The sequence below is a fragment of the Geodermatophilus sp. SYSU D00779 genome, from assembly GCF_054050595.1.
In genome coordinates this window covers 24,997-42,313 of the sequence record NZ_JBJGZQ010000020.1, presented here as the reverse complement: position 1 = coordinate 42,313, position 17,317 = coordinate 24,997, and the positions used below count along the sequence as shown (strand labels likewise).

The following is a 17,317-nucleotide window of genomic DNA, read 5'->3' as shown; positions in this document are numbered from 1 at the left end:
CACGCTCGGGGGGTGACCTCCCCCTCCACGCCGGAAGCCCCCTGGCCGGTCCGCACGGTGGCCCGCAAGGTCGCCGAGTGGATCGGCCGGCTGGGTGAGGTCTGGGTCGAGGGGCAGATCGCCCAGCTGTCCCGGCGCGGCGCGGCGACGGTGTTCCTGACCCTGCGCGACCCGGCCGCCGACCTGTCGGTGCCGGTCACCTGCAGCCGGGACGTCGCCGACCGTCCCGGCCTGGAGCTGACCGAGGGCGCCCGCGTCATCGTGCGGGCGCGGCCGGACTACTACATCGCCCGCGGGTCCTTCTCGCTGCGCGCGACCGAGATCCGCGCTGTCGGCCTCGGCGAGCTGCTGGCCCGCATCGAGCGGATCCGCCGGCTGCTGGCCGCCGAGGGACTCTTCGACGCCGCCCGCAAGCGGCCGCTGCCGTTCGCCCCCGCCGTCGTCGGGGTGGTCACCGGGCGGGACAGCGCCGCCGAGCGCGACGTCCTGGTCACCGCGCGCCGGCGCTGGCCCGCCATCCGGTTCGCCGTCCACCACAGCCTGGTGCAGGGGCCGTCGGCCGCCGCGTCGGTCATCGAGGGGCTGCAGCGGCTCGACCGGGACCCCGAGGTCGAGGTCATCGTCGTCGCCCGCGGCGGCGGCTCGGTCGAGGACCTGCTGCCCTTCTCCGACGAGGGCCTGGTCCGCGCCATCGCCGCCTGCCGGACACCGGTGGTGACCGCCGTCGGCCACGAGACCGACACGACGCTGGTCGACCACGCCGCCGACGTCCGGGCCGCCACGCCCACCGACGCCGCGCACCGCGTGGTGCCCGAGATCGGGGAGCAGCGCCGGCTGGTCGACGGGCTGCGCGCCCGGGCCCGGCACCTGTTGGGCACCCGGCTGGAGCAGCAGGAACGGTGGCTGGAGAGCGTCCGTAGCCGCCCGGTGCTGGCCGACCCGCAGCGGCTGCTGCACGGCCGGGCCGACGACGTCGAGCAGCTGCGCACCCGTGCCCGCCGGACCCTGGTGCACCGGCTGGAGGGCGCCGAGCGCGACCTCGAGCACGCCCGCGCCCGGGTCGCCGCGCTCTCCCCCGCCGCGACGCTGCAGCGCGGCTACGCCGTCGTCCAGCGGGCCGACGGCTCCCTCGTCCGGGAGCCGGGCGAGGTGGCCGACGACGAGCGGCTGTCGGTGCGGGTGGCGGGCGGCCGGCTGCCGGTGCGCGTGGCCAGGGAGGATGGGTGACCGTGAGCGCGAAGCCGGACGAGCAGCCGACGACCACCTACGAGCAGGCCCGCGAGGAACTCGCCGACGTCGTCCGGCGGCTGGAGGCCGGCGGGCTCACCCTCGAGGAGTCGCTCGCCCTGTGGGAGCGCGGCGAGCAGCTGGCCGAGCTGTGCCAGCACTGGCTGGACCGGGCCCGCGAGCGCCTCGCCGCCGCGACCCCTGGGGATCAGCCCGAGTAGGGCCGCACCGCCCCGGCGACGACCTCCAGCTCGTCGTCGGGAGCCGACCCGGTGACCAGCACGGTGACGTCGCCGTCGGTGCGGGACAGCACCGTCTCGCCGCGCTCCGTCGTCCCCCGGGTCCAGGTCTGGCCGTCGAGGTCGACGGTGCCCTGCTCCTGCGCGCCGCCCAGGACGTCGTCCACCGCGCTCACCCGCGCGTCGTCGCTGACCACGAAGCCGGCGTACTCCGCCGACGGGGTGAGGTAGCCGATCTCCAGGGTCACCGGGTCGCCGGCGTCCGCGTCACCGGCGTCGGTGCGGGCGCTGGTCGGGCGGTAACCGTCGGGCAGGCCCTCCGGGGCGACCACGGGGTAGCCCGCGCGGGCGGCGGCCAGCTGCACCGTGCTGGCCGGGTCGACCTCGCGGACGGGGTCGACGTCGGACTGCTTGAACGACATCCAGCCCACCAGCGCCAGGCAGATCAGCACCAGCGGGCCGAGCGAGCGCAGCATGTTGGCCGCGCTCAGGCGGTTGGCCCGCTCGATCGCCGGCGAGGGCGCCTGCGCGGGAGGCTGACTGGTCGGACCGGCTGAGCTCACCCCCCTAGGATGACAGGACTCATCGCCCCACCCCGCCGCCTACCAACGCCCGCGGCCCCCTCCCGGGCACCGCCCCGAGCTAGCGACGGGTGGGGAGGAGGGGGCCCTGCCACAGGAGGTCCCCGTGTCCCTGCCCCTGCCCGACGGCCGAGCGACCCACGGTGGAAGCGACTTCCGCGCCGACCGCCCGGCCCCCGACCGCAACCTCGCCCTGGAACTGGTGCGGGTCACCGAGGCCGGTGCGATGGCCGCCGGCCGCTGGGTGGGCCGCGGGGACAAGAACGGCGGCGACGGCGCAGCGGTCGACGCGATGCGCGCCCTCATCGGCACGGTGAGCATGAAGGGCGTCGTCGTCATCGGGGAGGGCGAGAAGGACCAGGCCCCGATGCTCTTCAACGGCGAGCAGGTCGGTGACGGCAACGGCCCCGAGTGCGACGTCGCGGTCGACCCGGTGGACGGCACCACCCTCATGGCCAAGGGCATGCCCAACGCCATCGCGGTCATGGCGGTCGCCGACCGCGGTGCGATGTACGACCCGTCGGCGGTCTTCTACATGGAGAAGATCGCGGTCGGCCCGGCCGCGGCCGACGTCGTCGACATCACCGCGCCGGTCGCCGAGAACATCCGCCGGGTCGCCAAGGCCAAGCACAGCTCCGTTGGCGACGTCACGGTCTGCATCCTCGACCGCCCCCGCCACGACCAGCTTGTCCACGAGGTGCGGGAGGCCGGCGCCCGGATCAAGTTCATCACCGACGGCGACGTCGCCGGCGCGATCGCCGCCGCGCGCGAGGGCACCGGCGTCGACCTGCTCATGGGCATCGGTGGCACGCCGGAGGGCATCATCGCCGCCTGCGCCCTGAAGTGCATGGGCGGTGCGCTGCAGGGCAAGCTGTGGCCCAAGGACGACGACGAGCGGCAGAAGGCCCTCGACGCCGGCCACGACCTCGACCGGGTGCTGCAGATCGACGACCTGGTGCGCGGCGACGTCTTCTTCGTGGCCACCGGCATCACCGACGGCGAGCTGCTGCGCGGCGTCCAGTACCGGTCCGGCGGGTGCACGACGCAGTCGCTGGTCATGCGCTCGAAGTCCGGCACGATCCGGCTGATCGACAGCCTGCACTCGCTGGAGAAGCTGCGCGCCTACTCCGCGGTGCCCTTCGACCGCTCCGAGGGCTGAGTTCCCGCGGTCGTCCGGACCGCACCGCGGCCAGTGCCGCCCCCCGGCCGAGCGGAGCCGCAGCGTCGTCCCTGCGCGGACCACTCGGGACGACGGGCCGGCGCGTCAGCGAGGGGGCAGGGGTGGCGGGGTCGGCGGCGGGGGGATCGGCGGCAGGGGCGGTGGAGGTGGCGGCGGCGTCAGGTGGCGGGCGGCGAGGCGGTCGACCACGGCCCGCCACCGGCTCGCCGACTCCCCCGGTGCCAGGCTGCGCAGCCGCAGGTCGCCGAACACGCTGCGGGCGCGGACGACGATCCGCGGTGTGCCGGCCAGCCGCGGCACCGGGGCCAGCTGCGTCCTGCGGTCGCCGAAGACAGTGCGGCCCTGCAGCTCGGCGGCCACCCCCTCGGCGACGACCACGTCGACGTCGCCGAACACCGTGCCCAGGCTGATCTCGAGGCGGTCGACGTCGGTGCGCAGGCCGCGCAGGTCCAGCCGGACGTCACCGAAGACGGTGCTCACCCGCCGAGGCGGGTTCGGGCCGGCCAGCTCCACGTCGCCGAAGACGGTGTTGAGCTCCTCGGGGACGCGCGTGCCGACGATCTCGACCGGGGGTGGGGCGTCCGGCGGCAGGTCGGCGACGAGCGCGGCGAGGTCGTCGTGCGTAGCTGCGGCATAGGCGGCCTCGACCCGCTCGCCGAACTCGGTCAGGTCGATCCGCCCCTCGGCGACCGCCCCCTGCAGGCGCGTCACCGTGGCCTCGCGGTCGGCGTCCGAGGCGCGGACGACGGGCCGGGCGGGGACGGCGTCGGGCTCCACGCGACCGACCGTAGCCGAGCCGCCGCCCGCCGATCCCGTCCTGAGCCGCACAGGGCGGAGGACGGCGGCGGCCCCCTGCAGGGACCCGCCGCGAGCCTGCGAGCGGTGGGGGCAGGGGGTCCTCCCTCGGTCCAGCTCGGTGGAGTAGGCGACGGTGAGCGGCTCGACCCGGCCCCCGCAGGTGCTGCCGTCGCCCAGCAGTACCCCGGTCTGCTCGGTCATCGACTCGCCCAGCCCGCTGCCGATGCCGCGGGCGACCTCCTCCGCCCGGCCGGCGAGCACGGAGGAGAGCAGCAGCGCCGAGACCCGCGCGGCGAGGAGGACCCCGACGGAGAGCACCGCGGCCGCCGCGACCGGGCTGCCCGTGCGGCCGGGGTGGAACGGCGGGCACCGTCCCGGGGGCCGGGGGGCGGGCCTGGGCCGGGCCGGCGCCTGCGCCGGCCACTCGGGGGCCGGCGGCGTCCAGGCCGGGGTCGGCGTCCCCACCCCGAGCGGGACGGCGTCGGACGGCTGCTGCGGCCGGGACGTGCGCTCTCCTCCGACCAGGACGGACCTCCCATGCCGGGTGCGCCCTCGCCGCCCCGGCCGCTCCCCCGTCGGAGCGGTCCGGACCGTGACCTCGCGGGCATCTAGGGTCCTGGGTCGGAGCACTGTCACCAACGAACACCGGGAGCCGCTGCAATGCCCGCTGAGACCCAGGTCGCCGCGCAGGACGGCGCCGACTACCGCATCGAGCACGACTCCATGGGCGAGGTCCGGGTCCCCGCGTGGGCGAAGTGGCGGGCGCAGACGCAGCGCGCCGTCGAGAACTTCCCGATCTCCGGCACGCCCATCGAGCGGGAGCTGATCGCCGCGCTGGCCGCCATCAAGGGCGCGGCCGCCGCCGTCAACGCCTCCCTCGGCGTCCTGCCGCAGGAGACCGCCGACGCCATCGGCACCGCCGCCGCCTCCGTCGCCCGCGGCGAGTGGGACGAGCACTTCCCCATCGACGTCTTCCAGACCGGCTCGGGGACGTCGAGCAACATGAACACCAACGAGGTCGTCGCGACCCTCGCCACCGAGGCGCTCGGCTCACCGGTGCACCCCAACGACCACGTCAACGCCTCGCAGTCGTCCAACGACGTCTTCCCGTCGGCGATCCACGTCGCGGCGACGAAGGCCATCGTGCGCGACCTCGTCCCCGCACTGGAGCACCTGGCCGGATCGCTGGAGCGCAAGGCCGAGGAGTTCGCCGAGGTGGTGAAGAGCGGGCGCACCCACCTGATGGACGCCACCCCGGTCACCCTCGGTCAGGAGTTCGGCGGGTACGCCGCGGCGGTGCGCTACGGCATCGAGCGGCTGCAGGCCTCCCTGCCGCGGATCGGCGAGCTGCCGCTGGGCGGCACCGCCGTCGGCACGGGCATCAACACCCCGCCCGGCTTCGCCGCCGCCATCATCGAGCGGCTCGCCGGCGAGCTGGACCTGCCGCTGACCGAGGCGCGCAACCACTTCGAGGCGCAGAGCTCGCGCGACGCGCTGGTCGAGGGCTCCGGGCAGCTCAAGACCATCGCCGTCGGCCTGGTGAAGATCGCCAACGACCTGCGGTGGATGGGCTCCGGCCCGCGCACCGGCCTCGGCGAGATCCAGCTGCCGGACCTGCAGCCGGGCAGCTCGATCATGCCCGGCAAGGTGAACCCGGTGATCCCGGAGGCGGTCATCCAGGTGGCCGCCCAGGTGATCGGCAACGACGCCGCCGTCACGTTCGCCGGCACCACGGGCGTCTTCGAGCTCAACGTCACGCTGCCGCTGATGGCGCGCAACGTGCTGGAGTCGATCCGGCTCCTGGCCAACGTGAGCCGGATCCTGGCCGACCGCTGCGTCGACGGGATCGTCGCCAACGTCGACCGCTGCCGGGAGTACGCGGAGTCCTCGCCGTCGATCGTGACACCGCTGAACAAGTACATCGGCTACGAGGAGGCGGCGAAGGTCGCCAAGCAGTCGCTGGCCGAGCAGAAGACGATCCGTCAGGTCGTGGTGGAGCGCGGCTACGTCGAGCAGGGCAAGCTCACCGAGCAGCAGCTCGACGAGGCCCTCGACGTCCTCTCGATGACCCACCCCTGATCGCCCCGGGCAGCGCCGGCCGACTCGCCCATGCACCGCACGGGCGGGTCGGTGAGGACGCCCCGTAGTAGGTTCGTCCCGTGGCGTTACCTCCGAGCCCCGAGTCGGAGTCCATGCAGTGGGAGAAGCTGGGGCTTGTTTGGACCGCCCCAGAGGCGAGCGGCCTGAACGGCGCGCTCCAGCCCACTCCTCTCGTCCTCGACGACCGGATCCGCGTGTTCGCCGGCTGCCGGGACGCCGAAGGGGCCAGCAGTGTCTGGTGGGTGGACCTGGCCCTGGACGACCCGCGCAGAGTGCTCGCTGAGGCCGGCGCGCCGGCGCTCAGGGCTGGCCCCTCCGGCAGCTTCGACGCCGCTGGCGTCGTGCCCGCTGCGCTCGCCCGCGTCGGCGACCAGGTACGCCTCTACTACGCCGGCTACCAGCCTCCCGCCGGTCCAGGCGAGCGGTTCCGGGTCTTCTCCGGCGTGGCCGCGTCCCGTGGCGACAGCACCGAGCAGTTCACTCGGCTGCGAGACACCCCGCTGCTGCGGACCAGCGCGGACGAGCGACTGTTCCGGGTCGTGCACTCGATCCTGCCCTCCGGCCACACCGGCTGGCGGGCCTGGTATGGCGCGGGACACTTCTTCCGGCAGGGCCGCACCAAGCTACTGCCGGTCTACGACATCCGGCAGATGGACTCCCCCGACGGCCTGCAGTTCCCCTCATCCGGTGACGTCGCCGTGCCGCTGGGCGCCCCGGACGAGCACCGCGTCGGCCGGCCCTACGTCGTCCCCCTCGAGGGCGGCTACCGCATGTTCTTCGGCGCTGGCACTGAGGAGACCATCTACCGGCTGACCTTCGCCGACTCGAGGGACGGCCGACGCTGGCGGCGCCACGACGGCCGCCTCGGCCTCGACGTGGGTCCCACCGGCTGGGACTCGGAGATGATGGCCTACCCGGCGGTGGTCACCACCCCGGCCGGGACCTTCCTCTTCTACAACGGCAACGGCTACGGCCGCGACGGGTTCGGCGTGGCCGTCCTGCGCCGGCAGCTGCCGCTGTTGCCCTGACCGGAAGGGACGCCGTGGCTCAGCGCAAGCCGATCGTCATCGTCGGCGCAGGCGAGACTGCCGACATCGCATACGAGTACTTCACCGTGGACTCCGACCGCGAGGTGGTCGCCTTCGCCGTCGAGCAGCGCTACCTGACCCCGAAGGTCGCCCAACGGGAAGACGGTGTCCCGGTGGTGCCGTTCGAGCATCTGCTCGAGACCCATCCGCCGACACATGTGGAGACCTTCGTCGCCCTCACTTCGACCTGGCTCAACCGGGCACGGGCGCGGCTGTTCCGCTCGGTGAAGGACCAGGGCTACACCTGCGCCTCATTCATCAGCCCCCATGCCTTCGTCTGGCGGAACGTGACCGTCGGGGAGAATTCGTTCATCTTCGAGAACAACGTCCTCCAGCACCGGGTTCGAGTTGGCGACGACGTGATCCTGTGGAGCGGTAACCACGTCGGTCACCAGACGGTGATTGAGGACCACGTGTTCATCGCCTCGCACGTGGTGATATCCGGCTTCTGCCGGGTTGGTTCCTCGACGTTCATGGGTGTGAACGCCTCGGTCGGCGACGGGCTGTCGATCGGCGCGGACTCGGTGGTCGGCGCGGGGGCCGTCGTCGTCAAGGACCTCCCGCCTCGTGGCGTGTACGTCGGCAACCCCGCCAAACCCACAGGTGGGGATGCGTTCGACTCCTTCAAGGTCCCGGACGAGTTCCGTTGACCGGCCGGACGCGCTCAGTCCAGTGACCGACTGAACACCTTGCGGGTGCCGGGCACCGCGCCGACGCTGCGCTTGAAGTTGATCAGGCCGACGTTGGGCGTGCCGTCCTTCTCGCTCGAGGGTCCGAGGTCGAACAGGCGTGCCCCGCGCTCCAGCGAGGCGGTCGTCAGCAGGTGTGCCAGCAGGTCCATCGGCGAGCGCTCGAGGTCGTGCTCGGCGTCGCCCCAGGCCACCAGCAGGTCGATGTCGGAGAGCACCCGATAGACGACGGCGGAGGCGACCGGCCGAGCCCCCTGGCGCAGCAGCAACAGCCGCACCCTGTCGGGGAAGGCCTGCCGCACCCGCTCGAGGTAGTCCCGCGGCAGCCCCGGTGGTCGCCCGTGAGCTGCTCGATTGGCGGCCAGGATGCGGTGCAGCGTCGTGAGGTCCTCGCCGCCGGTCACCTCCACGAGCTCGTAGTCGCCGGCGAGGGCAGCGCGGACGTAAGACCGCTTGCGCTTGAACAGCGACAGCGGGTCCACACCAGCCTGCAGCGGCCGCAGGTCCAGGTGCTGATTCACGTCGCAGTGCTCGACCGCGAAGCCGCGGTACAGCAGGACGTACTCCAGCAGGGGTTCGGCAGCCGAGTACACCGGGGGCCGTGCACGGAGACGCACCGAGTGGACGTCGTCGGCCCGCATGGCGGCCAGCGCGCCGTCCACGAGACCCAGCAGGTCCTCCACCGTCGGGTCGTCGCGGACCAGGTCGGGTCCCCCGAAGGGCGCCCTGTGCCCACAGAGGAGGACGCCATCGGTCACAACTCCGTCCAGGACTCCGACCAACCGGCCCTCGCGCCGGTGCTCGTAGCGCCAGCGGGCGTCCGCCGGCACCTCGTTGAGATCGTGGAACCGCGCATCACAGAAAAGGAGTCCGCCCCCCAGCACCTGCTCCCCCACTGGCTCGCTCCTGTCCCTCGAGGCCCGTTCCATCCATCCTCCACTCTGCCGATGGACGAGGAGTGACGTCCCCGTTCGACACCCTCACCGACCGGCGTTCCCCGGCACCTGGACGCCGGGTGACCGACTGGAACCCAACGCCCCAGGGCACCGGGGCCGGCTGCCGGATCGTCGACCTCCCCCGGGTCACCGACCCGCGAGGCAACCTGACCTTCCTCGAGGGGCGCTCCCAGGTCCCCTTCGACATCGCCCGCGTGTACTACCTCTACGACGTGCCAGGCGGTGAGTCACGAGGGGGGCACGCGCACCGGGAGCTCGAGCAGGTGCTCATCGCTGTCGCGGGGAGCTTCGACGTCATCGTCGACGACGGGACGGAGACCGCCCGCTTCCACCTCAACCGCTCCTACTACGGGCTTTACATGCCACGGCTGACCTGGCGGGAGCTCGGCAACTTCTCCAGCGGCAGCGTCTGCTTGGTCCTGGCCTCCCAGCGGTACGAGGAGGACGACTACTACCGCGACTACTCGGAGTTCCTGCGCGCCCGGGCCGCCGCCGAAGGGATGCCGCGGTGAGCGCCTCCATCACCACCGTCGTCCCGTTCCTGAACTTGCGGGCGCTGCACGCCGAGTTGCAGGAGGAGTTGGACCACGCCGCGCTGCGCGTGCTGCACAGCGATCGGGTCCTGCTGGGTCCCGAGCTGTCCACCTTCGAAGAGCGGTGGGCGGCGGCCGTCGGCGCCGGCCACGCCGTCGGGGTGGCCAGCGGCCTGGACGCGCTCGTCCTGGGGCTGCGGGCCCTCGGTATCGGCACCGGCGACGAAGTCCTGGTGCCATCGCACACCTTCATCGCCACCTGGCTCGCGGTCGTGCACGCCGGCGCGGTGCCCGTGCCGGTCGACGTGTCCCCCGTCACCGGGGTCTGGGAGGTCGATGCCGTCGCGGCGGCCGTGGGGCCGCAGACCCGGGCCCTACTACCGGTCCACCTCTACGGGCACCCGGTCGATCTCGACCCGCTGCTCCACCTCGCTCGTCGGCACGGACTCGTGGTGCTGGACGATGCCGCGCAGGCCCACGGCGCCACCTACCGCGGCCGACCGGTCGGCGGCCTCACCGACGCCACGGCTTGGAGCTTCTACCCCGGCAAGAACCTCGGCGCAGTCGGCGACGGTGGTGCGGTGACGACGTCGCGACCGGACGTGGCGCGGCGGCTGCGGTCGCTGCGCAACTACGGGTCGACTGAGAAGTACGTCAACGACGAGATCGGGTGGAACTCCCGCCTCGACGAGCTACAGGCCGCGCTGCTGTCGGTGAAATTGCGTCGGCTCGAGGAGTTCAACGCCCGCCGGGTGCATCTGGCCCGCCGCTACGACGAGGCGCTGGCCGATACCGATCTCGTCCTGCCAGCGACCGCCGCTGGAAGCAGCCCCGTGTGGCACCTCTACGTCGTGCGCACTCGCTACCGGGAGGCACTGCGTGCGCACCTGACCGCAGCCGGCGTGGAGACCGGCGTTCACTACCCCGTCCCGCCCCACCGGCAGCCGGCCTTCGCCGGGACCCCGCTGGCCGGCCGACACCTGCCGGGAGCCGACGCGCTTGCCCGCGAGGTGCTCAGCCTCCCAATGGGACCGCACCTGTCCGAGCAGGACCAGGACATCGTCATCGACGCGATCAGGGAGTTCCGCTCGTGAGTGAGCCTCTCGTCAGCATCCTCGTACCCACCTACAACGGTGAGCGCTTCATCGATGCCGCTCTCTGCTCCGCCCTGGCACAGACACACCGGAACATAGAGGTGATCGTCGGCGACGACGCGTCGACCGATGGCACGCCCGAGATCCTCGCTGCCTTCGCAGCCGCTGACCCACGGGTGCGAGTCATCCGTCATCCGGACAACATCGGGGCCTTCGAGAACCCGAAGCAGCTGTTCCAGGCCGCCCGTGGCGAATTCATCAAGTTCCTCCTGCACGACGACGTCCTCGCCCCGAACTGCGTTCGTACCCTGGTGCGGGGGATGGAGGCGTCGCCCGGCACGTCCATGGCCTTCTCTCGCCGTGAGCTGATCGGCGAGGACGGCCAGCCGGTGGCCGGCCACCAGTTCCCACAACTGGCCGACCGTCCGGGCCTCATCGAAGGCCGCGCACTGGGCGACCTGGTCCTCGAGAACTGCGCCAACGTCATCGGCGAGTTGACCACCGTTCTCTTCCGCCGCGTCGACGTTGATGCCGCAACGCTGTGGCAGATCGACGGGCGCCGACTGGCTGCCAACGGTGATGTCGCGCTGTGGTTGCGGCTGCTCGCGCGGGGGCACGCCTTCTACACGCCCGAGGTCCTCAGCTCGTTTCGGCGCCACCCGAACCAGACCTCGTACGACCCGCGGATCATGGCAGGAGGCATCCGCGACTGGCCATCTCTCGTCGACTGGGGACGACGGCAGGGTTTCGTTCTCGATCCCACCCAGCAGCGCAGGGCCCATGCACAGGTCCTCATCACAGCGGCCCAGGTGCACGCGGCCTTCCTCGACTCACCCGACTGCACCCGGGCTCTCGAGGCGATCCACCTCGCGACAGCCCGGCTGATCGAGTTGCAGACGGCCAATGACACGCGTCTGACGCGACCGCTGACCGACCGGGCCCACGGGCAAGCCGTCCTGGGCCGGTTCGAGCAAGAGCTCGACGTCTGGGGACAGACCCGTTCCTTCGCGCTGGCCACGGTCGCCTTGGACCCCATCGAGGTCACAGCGACGGTGGAGGCGTTGCGCGACGTCGCGGCCGCTGGAGCGGCCGAGCGTCTGGTCCTGGCCGTGCGGCCGGCCGACGCAGCCAGGATCGTGCCCCTCGTGGAGGATGCCCTGTCCACCGGCCCCGAGATCGACCTGGACCTGGTCCCGGTCGACGACCCGGCGGTACTGCTGTCCGAGCCCTGGTTGGCCGTGGCACCTCGTGGACACACCTGGCACCGGAGCCTTGCGGACGCGGTCTGGACCTTCGACGTGGCCCGTCCTCGCTCGGAGACGTGGTCCCCGCTTCCCTCACACGCTCCGCAGAGCCGGGGTGACGAGCACTACTCGCTAGTAGCTGAGTAGCGTCCTAACTGATGAGCGAGACAGCGAGCGCACCCGCGACCGGCAACGCCGACGTGTCCCTGCGCTATCCCGGTGGAGAACTGCCCCTACGCGTGGTCCCGGCCACGGAGGGTGCGGACGGACTGGACACAGGCAAGCTGCTGGCGACGACCGGGCAGGTCGCGCTGGACATCGGCTTCGTCAACACCGCGGCATGCACCTCGGCGATCACCTACATCGACGGTGACGCCGGGATCCTGCGCTACCGCGGCTACCCGATCGACCAGCTCGCCGAGAACGCCAGCTTCGTAGAGGTCAGCTACCTGCTGATCTACGGCGAGCTGCCGACGGCCGAGCAGCTGGCCGACTTCGACTCCCGGCTGCGGCGGCACACGCTGCTGCACGAGGACCTCAAGCAGTTCTTCAAGGGCTTCCCGCGGGATGCGCACCCGATGCCGGTGCTCTCCTCCGCGGTCAGCGCCCTGTCGACCTTCTACCAGGACTCCCTGGACCCGTTCGACCCGCAGCAGGTCGAGATCTCCACGCATCGGCTGCTGGCCAAGCTGCCCACGATCGCGGCCTACGCCTACAAGAAGTCGGTCGGCCAGCCGTTCCTCTACCCGGACAACTCGCTGGGCCTGGTGGAGAACTTCCTGCGGATGACCTTCGGCTTCCCCGCCGAGCCCTACGAGGTCGACCCGGAGCTCGCCGCCGCGCTGGACATGCTGTTCGTGTTGCACGCCGACCACGAGCAGAACTGCTCGACGTCGACCGTGCGGCTGGTCGGCTCCTCGCAGGCCAACCTGTTCGCCTCGGTGTCGGCCGGCATCAACGCCCTGTTCGGCCCGCTGCACGGTGGGGCCAACCAGTCGGTGCTGGAGATGCTCGAGTCGATCCAGCGCGAGGGTGGGGACATCCCGGCGTTCGTCGAACGGGTGAAGAAGCGGGAGCCCGGCGTCAAGCTGATGGGCTTCGGGCACCGGGTCTACAAGAACTACGACCCGCGCGCCGCGATCGTGAAGAAGACCGCGGACCAGGTGCTCGCGAAGCTCGGCGGCAACAACGAGCTGCTCGACCTGGCGCAGCAGCTCGAGGAGATCGCCCTCTCCGACGACTACTTCGTCGAGCGCAAGCTCTACCCGAACGTCGACTTCTACACCGGCCTGATCTACCGGGCGATGGGCTTCCCGACGCGGATGTTCACCGTCCTCTTCGCCCTCGGCCGGCTGCCCGGCTGGATCGCCCAGTGGCGCGAGATGATCAACGACCCGGCCACCAAGATCGGCCGTCCCCGGCAGGTCTACACCGGGGAGACCGAGCGCGCGTTCGTGCCGATCGACCGGCGCTGAAGCCCGGCCCCGCTGCAGGGTCCCGCCGCGAGCCTGCGAGCGGTGGGGGCAGCGGGATCCTGTCCCCGAGGTCCCGTCGTCCGCCCCCGGACGACGGGACCTCGGCGTCTCCGGCAGCATGGGGCCGCCACGTCCGTCGCACCACCGCCCCGGAGGGAGTCCCATGGCCGAGCCCCCACCCGAGGACGACCTGGTGCTGCCCCCCGTGCCGCTGGCGACGGGTGGAGCGGTGCAGGTGGGCGGCACCGGCCGCCGGGTGAGCCGGGTGGAGCTGGTCGTCTCCACCGACGACGGCGAGGAACTGCGCATCCCGCTCGAGCACCACCACGGCGCCTGGTGGCCGCCGGCCGAGCGCACCGCCCCGCCGGCGGGCGTGTACGCCGATCGGGTGCCACCTGCGGATCACCCTCCCCCGGAGGGGTGAGACCGCCTCCCCCTGCCTCCGGGGACTCCCCCGCCCCGTCGATACGAGGTCTGAGCGCGCCGCGGAACCCCGCGGAGCCGGCCACGTAGGACGAGACAGCCCGGGGGACCCGCAGTGCCCGCACCACGCACGTCGGCCCCTCGCACCACCGCCCGTCCGACCGCCGGTCGTCCCACCGCCGGCCGGGGCACCGCCCCCCGCACGGGCACCCGTCCTCCCGGCAGCCGGACCGCCGCCCCCCGCAGCACCACCGCCCGCCCGCCGCTGACCCCGCAGGAGGCGCAGGCGCTGCGCGCCGTGCTCGCCGCCCGCGCCGCCGCCGCTCCGGACGGCGCTGCGCCGACCCGCCGAACCCCCTTGTCCGGCAATTCCGCCGCTCGCCGTCCGGCCTCCGGCACCCGGGGCCGCAACAGCCGTGAGCGGCGGCGCAAGCCCTCGGCCCGCCGGGCGCCCGCCCGGCGCTGGCTGCCCGCAGCCGACGGTCGCCGCTGGCGGGCGCGCCTCTCGCTGGCCGCCCTCGGCCTCGTGCTGCCGGTGCTCGCCGGTCTGGTGGCCCCCGGCGCCCAGGTGCCCGGCACCGCCGCCGAGCCGACCGACACCACGGGCCTGGCCCTCGCCGCCCAGAGCACGATGCTCGACGCCGCGACCCGCTACCGCGGCCTGGAGCAGTCCCTCGCCGCCCGGCAGGCCGAGCTGGCGGCGGCCCGCGCCGCGGAGCAGTCCGCGCAGCAGCAGGTGGCCGCCACGCGCACGACGGTGGGGACGGGCGCCGCCGCGCTCTACCGGTCGCCGGTCGAGGCGCGCACCCCGCTCGTGGCGCTCGACGTCCACGCGGCCGGCACCGCCCCCGACGTCCTCCACCTGACCGCGATCGCCGAGCGCGCCGCGCAGGACCTCGAGGCCGACGTCGTCCGGGCCGAGCGCGCCGTGGTCGACCTGACGCTGGCCACCCGTCGCGTGGCGGTGGCCGAGGCCGCCCTGGCGACCGTGCAGGCGCAGGCCGCCGCCGTCCTCGACGAGGTGCGCACGGAGGTCGGCGGGCTGCGGACCGACGTGGCCGCCCAGCTGGCCGCCCTGGGCACCGGCCGGGCCGCCGCCGCCCAGCAGGAGGTCAACCAGCGCGCGCTGCGCCGCTGGCAGGACCACCTCACCGAGCTGGCGCTGGCCGGCATCGTGCCGCCGCCCGCGGCTGCCCTCACCGACCCGACGGCGCTGCCGGCGGGCCTGTCACCCGCGCTCGACGGCACCGGGCAGCCCGTCCCGGGCGTCGCCTGGGCCGTGGCCGGCAACCGCCCGGTCACCGTGCTGCCGGCCGAGACGGTGGCCGCGGTCAGCTCCGCGCTTGCCCAGCTGGGCAAGCCCTACGTGCCCGGTGGCACCGGCCCGGACGCCTACGACTGCGGTGGTCTGACGGCCACCTCCTGGCTGCTCGCCGGGTACGCGATCCCGACCGCCTCGGGCGACCAGTGGACGCACGGCGCCGCCGTCCCGCTCGCGCACCTGCAGGTCGGCGACCTCGTCTTCGCCGACGGCGGCAGCGACGTGGGCATCTACCTCGGCGAGGGCCAGGTCGTGGCCGCGTCGGCCGCCGGCTACCAGGTCGGCGTCCGCCCGGTCGCCGACGGCGTCGCCGCGGTGCGGGTGACGCTGCCCGCCCCGGCGCAGCCGAACGCCGCGCTGCCCGCCGGCACCGCCGGACGTGGCGCGTGCGGTGCACCCCCCGCGCCGGTCGGTCCGGTGAGCCCCGCCTGGGGTGGCTGGGCGAACGGCCGGATCCCGACCACCGCCCTGTGCCCGATCGCCCGCGGCCACGCGCTGCGCTGCGACGCCGCGGCCGGCTACGCGGCCCTGGCCGACGCCTACCGCGCGGCCTTCGGCAGCCCGCTGTGCATCACCGACTCGTACCGGTCGCTGGGTGCTCAGGTCACCGCCTTCCGCGCCAAGCCGGGGCTCGCCGCGGTGCCCGGGACGTCGAACCACGGCTGGGCGCTGGCGGTGGACCTGTGCGGCGGGATCAACGTCGCCGGCACCGCGCAGTCGGCCTGGATGGCGGCCAACGCCGGCAGGTTCGGGTTCGTGCAGCCGGACTGGGCGCGGCAGGGCGGCGAGAAGCCGGAGCCGTGGCACTGGGAGTTCGGCCACCTGACCTGAGCGGCCCGGAGACCCCGCAGCCGCTCGAACCGAGCGGAGGACGGTCACGATGCCGAGTCGCCCGAGTGGTCCCGAGAAGGCAGGAGCACGCCACCTGTACCCGAGTGACGAGAGCCCGTCCGTGGACACCGTGGCGGCGGCCCCGGTGTGGGCCGGACGGTGGTGCTGGGAGTGCTGCAGGGCATCACGCGCCCCCCAGGTCGCAGGACGAAGGCGACCCTCACCACCGAACAGATGACCGAGATGCGGAGCAGGGGTCTCACCCTGTTCCAGATGGGTCTCCAGGCCGGGACCAGCGAGTCGGGCGTCCACCGCCGGCTGGAGCGGGCAGCGCACGTGGAGGACCGACCGGTGACGGCTGGCGCCTGGGTCCAGGAGCGCCTCGCCACACCGGGCACGTGCCCAGCGGGAGCGAGCTGAGCGGCTCAGATCCAGCGCAGGCGGGCGACCTGCCGCCAGGGCAGGCGCTGGCAGGCCTCGCCGGTCTCCCCCGCGAGGCGTGCGGCGACGGGGGCACCGGCACAGGCCAGCGGCGAGTGCGGCGTGACGACGACGTGCGGGTCGTGCACGTCCAGGCCGGCCTCGGCGATCCGGTCGAGGAGCAGCTGCGGCGCGGCCAGCACCGCGGAGGCGAACGCCGGCACCTCGGGGTGCGACCACAGGGCCACCGGGCCCTCCACCCGCAGCTGCCCGCCGACGGTGGCGGAGCGCTCACCGGCGCCGAGGCGCACCCGCTCGACGGCGCGCCGGTCCAGGCCGGACGACGGCGTCCACGGCAGTGCGCGGTCCCCCCGGCGGACGACGACCCGCCAGCCGACCGCGGTCTCGGTGCGGTCGGTCCAGTCGAGCACCGCGACGCCGGTCTCGGCGGCCACCGCGTCGGGGACCGGCCGGTCGTGCACCCACGCCGTCAGCGCTGCGGCGAGCTCCTCGGGCGTCGAGCCGACGCGGGCGTCGGTCATGTCCTCGGCCAGGTCGCGCAGCGGCGTGCGCACCCGGCGCTCGTCCTCCTCCAGGACCACGACCGGGCCGTCGACGCGGTCGTCGGTGAGCGTGATGCGCAGCCGGCCGGTGGCCAGTGCGGGCAGCACCTCGTCGGCCGTCCGCCGCAGGTCGGCGACCGCCACCGGGACCGAGCGCAGCCGCTGCAGGAGCCCGGAGCCGGCGAACAGGCCCCCGCTCACGGGCGGTCCTGGCACAGCGCCGTGCGCAGCGCCGGTGCGAGCTCGGGCAGGGTCAGCACGCTGGAGAGCTCCCGGTTGGACAGCCGCACCGGCAGGACGTCGGCGCCCCAGCCGGTCACGCGGCGCACGCGGGCCGCGGACGCGGGCCACACGGCGTCGCGCGCCGCGGCCACGTGCAGCTCGGTCAGCACGTCGGTGAGGTGGATGGCGGCCACCGGGTGCAGCGACTCGTCCGCGAGGGCGGTGCGCACGACGGCGGCCAGCTGCTCGCGCTGGGCGGCGGTCAGCCAGTGCGGGACCAGGACGTCGGGCGCGGGGCCGCCCGCGGCGAGCGCGCTCACCGCGTACCCGCCG

At 73.6% G+C, this 17,317-nt stretch carries 17 protein-coding genes; 12 read left to right on the top strand and 5 right to left on the bottom strand.

The genetic code is table 11. From position 1 onward, the window contains the following. Window positions 1-12 precede the first annotated feature (12 nt). Together xseA and ACI79G_RS16480 are read left to right on the top strand one after the other, a co-directional pair. Window positions 13-1,227 (top strand): exodeoxyribonuclease VII large subunit, encoded by a 1,215-nt coding sequence (xseA, locus tag ACI79G_RS16485; protein WP_456882198.1) that lies wholly within the window; start codon window positions 13-15, stop codon window positions 1,225-1,227. A 2-nt stretch (window positions 1,228-1,229) separates the two neighbouring features. Next, window positions 1,230-1,448 carry an exodeoxyribonuclease VII small subunit gene (locus ACI79G_RS16480; RefSeq protein WP_456882197.1) on the top strand — a complete coding sequence of 73 codons (219 nt, stop codon included), beginning with the start codon at window positions 1,230-1,232 and terminating at the stop codon, window positions 1,446-1,448. Here ACI79G_RS16480 and ACI79G_RS16475 read toward each other — a convergent pair. Further along, on the bottom strand, window positions 1,436-2,029 hold the full coding sequence (locus ACI79G_RS16475) for a DUF4245 domain-containing protein (protein ID WP_456882196.1): 594 nt from the start codon (window positions 2,027-2,029) through the stop codon (window positions 1,436-1,438). The genes ACI79G_RS16480 and ACI79G_RS16475 overlap by 13 nt on opposite strands. Before the next feature lie 124 nt (window positions 2,030-2,153). Between ACI79G_RS16475 and glpX the strand changes: the two genes are divergently transcribed. Beyond that, the gene (gene glpX, locus ACI79G_RS16470; RefSeq protein ID WP_456882195.1) at window positions 2,154-3,206 is read left to right on the top strand and encodes a class II fructose-bisphosphatase; all 1,053 of its coding nucleotides are present in this window, start codon (window positions 2,154-2,156) and stop codon (window positions 3,204-3,206) included. A 105-nt stretch (window positions 3,207-3,311) separates the two neighbouring features. Here the strand turns inward: glpX and ACI79G_RS16465 are convergent, their stop codons facing one another. Continuing rightward, window positions 3,312-4,343 carry a DUF1707 domain-containing protein gene (locus tag ACI79G_RS16465; RefSeq protein ID WP_456882194.1) on the bottom strand — a complete coding sequence of 344 codons (1,032 nt, stop codon included), beginning with the start codon at window positions 4,341-4,343 and terminating at the stop codon, window positions 3,312-3,314. Window positions 4,344-4,685: 342 nt separating this feature from the next. Here ACI79G_RS16465 and ACI79G_RS16460 point away from each other — a divergent pair, with 342 nt between their 5' ends. From ACI79G_RS16460 to ACI79G_RS16450, 3 genes are all read left to right on the top strand, one after another. Continuing rightward, window positions 4,686-6,104: a class II fumarate hydratase gene (locus tag ACI79G_RS16460; RefSeq protein WP_456882193.1), complete on the top strand. Its 1,419-nt coding sequence runs from the start codon at window positions 4,686-4,688 to the stop codon at window positions 6,102-6,104. Between the two features lie 80 nt (window positions 6,105-6,184). Further along, the gene (locus tag ACI79G_RS16455) at window positions 6,185-7,153 is read left to right on the top strand and encodes a hypothetical protein (protein WP_456882192.1); all 969 of its coding nucleotides are present in this window, start codon (window positions 6,185-6,187) and stop codon (window positions 7,151-7,153) included. Between the two features lie 14 nt (window positions 7,154-7,167). Then, window positions 7,168-7,863, top strand: coding sequence for an acetyltransferase (locus tag ACI79G_RS16450; protein WP_456882191.1), 696 nt, complete (start codon window positions 7,168-7,170; stop codon window positions 7,861-7,863). A gap of 14 nt (window positions 7,864-7,877) precedes the next feature. On the opposite strand, the gene ACI79G_RS16445 is transcribed toward ACI79G_RS16450, so the two are convergent. Beyond that, window positions 7,878-8,732, bottom strand: a complete 855-nt coding sequence (locus tag ACI79G_RS16445) for a GNAT family N-acetyltransferase (RefSeq protein ID WP_456882190.1) — start codon at window positions 8,730-8,732, stop codon at window positions 7,878-7,880. Between the two features lie 185 nt (window positions 8,733-8,917). Here ACI79G_RS16445 and ACI79G_RS16440 point away from each other — a divergent pair, with 185 nt between their 5' ends. The 6 genes from ACI79G_RS16440 to ACI79G_RS16415 all read left to right on the top strand — a co-directional run bounded on the left by ACI79G_RS16440 (window position 8,918) and on the right by ACI79G_RS16415 (window position 15,779). Next, window positions 8,918-9,370: a sugar 3,4-ketoisomerase gene (locus ACI79G_RS16440; protein ID WP_456882189.1), complete on the top strand. Its 453-nt coding sequence runs from the start codon at window positions 8,918-8,920 to the stop codon at window positions 9,368-9,370. Continuing rightward, window positions 9,367-10,485, top strand: coding sequence for a DegT/DnrJ/EryC1/StrS family aminotransferase (locus ACI79G_RS16435; protein WP_456882188.1), 1,119 nt, complete (start codon window positions 9,367-9,369; stop codon window positions 10,483-10,485). Before ACI79G_RS16440 ends, ACI79G_RS16435 begins: the two co-directional genes overlap by 4 nt. Next, on the top strand, window positions 10,482-11,876 hold the full coding sequence (locus tag ACI79G_RS16430) for a glycosyltransferase (RefSeq protein ID WP_456882187.1): 1,395 nt from the start codon (window positions 10,482-10,484) through the stop codon (window positions 11,874-11,876). Before ACI79G_RS16435 ends, ACI79G_RS16430 begins: the two co-directional genes overlap by 4 nt. A gap of 11 nt (window positions 11,877-11,887) precedes the next feature. Then, window positions 11,888-13,204, top strand: coding sequence for a citrate synthase (locus ACI79G_RS16425; protein WP_456882186.1), 1,317 nt, complete (start codon window positions 11,888-11,890; stop codon window positions 13,202-13,204). A 163-nt stretch (window positions 13,205-13,367) separates the two neighbouring features. Then, window positions 13,368-13,628 (top strand): hypothetical protein, encoded by a 261-nt coding sequence (locus tag ACI79G_RS16420; RefSeq protein WP_456882185.1) that lies wholly within the window; start codon window positions 13,368-13,370, stop codon window positions 13,626-13,628. Window positions 13,629-13,742: 114 nt separating this feature from the next. Further along, a complete protein-coding gene (locus ACI79G_RS16415) occupies window positions 13,743-15,779 on the top strand; it encodes an NlpC/P60 family protein (protein ID WP_456882184.1) in 2,037 nt (678 codons plus the stop codon). A 425-nt stretch (window positions 15,780-16,204) separates the two neighbouring features. Here the strand turns inward: ACI79G_RS16415 and ACI79G_RS16410 are convergent, their stop codons facing one another. Then, on the bottom strand, window positions 16,205-16,963 hold the full coding sequence (locus tag ACI79G_RS16410; RefSeq protein WP_456882183.1) for a hypothetical protein: 759 nt from the start codon (window positions 16,961-16,963) through the stop codon (window positions 16,205-16,207). Further along, window positions 16,960-17,304 (bottom strand): hypothetical protein, encoded by a 345-nt coding sequence (locus tag ACI79G_RS16405; RefSeq protein WP_456882182.1) that lies wholly within the window; start codon window positions 17,302-17,304, stop codon window positions 16,960-16,962. The genes ACI79G_RS16410 and ACI79G_RS16405 overlap by 4 nt, the downstream gene beginning before the upstream one ends. Window positions 17,305-17,317: the final 13 nt, after the last annotated feature.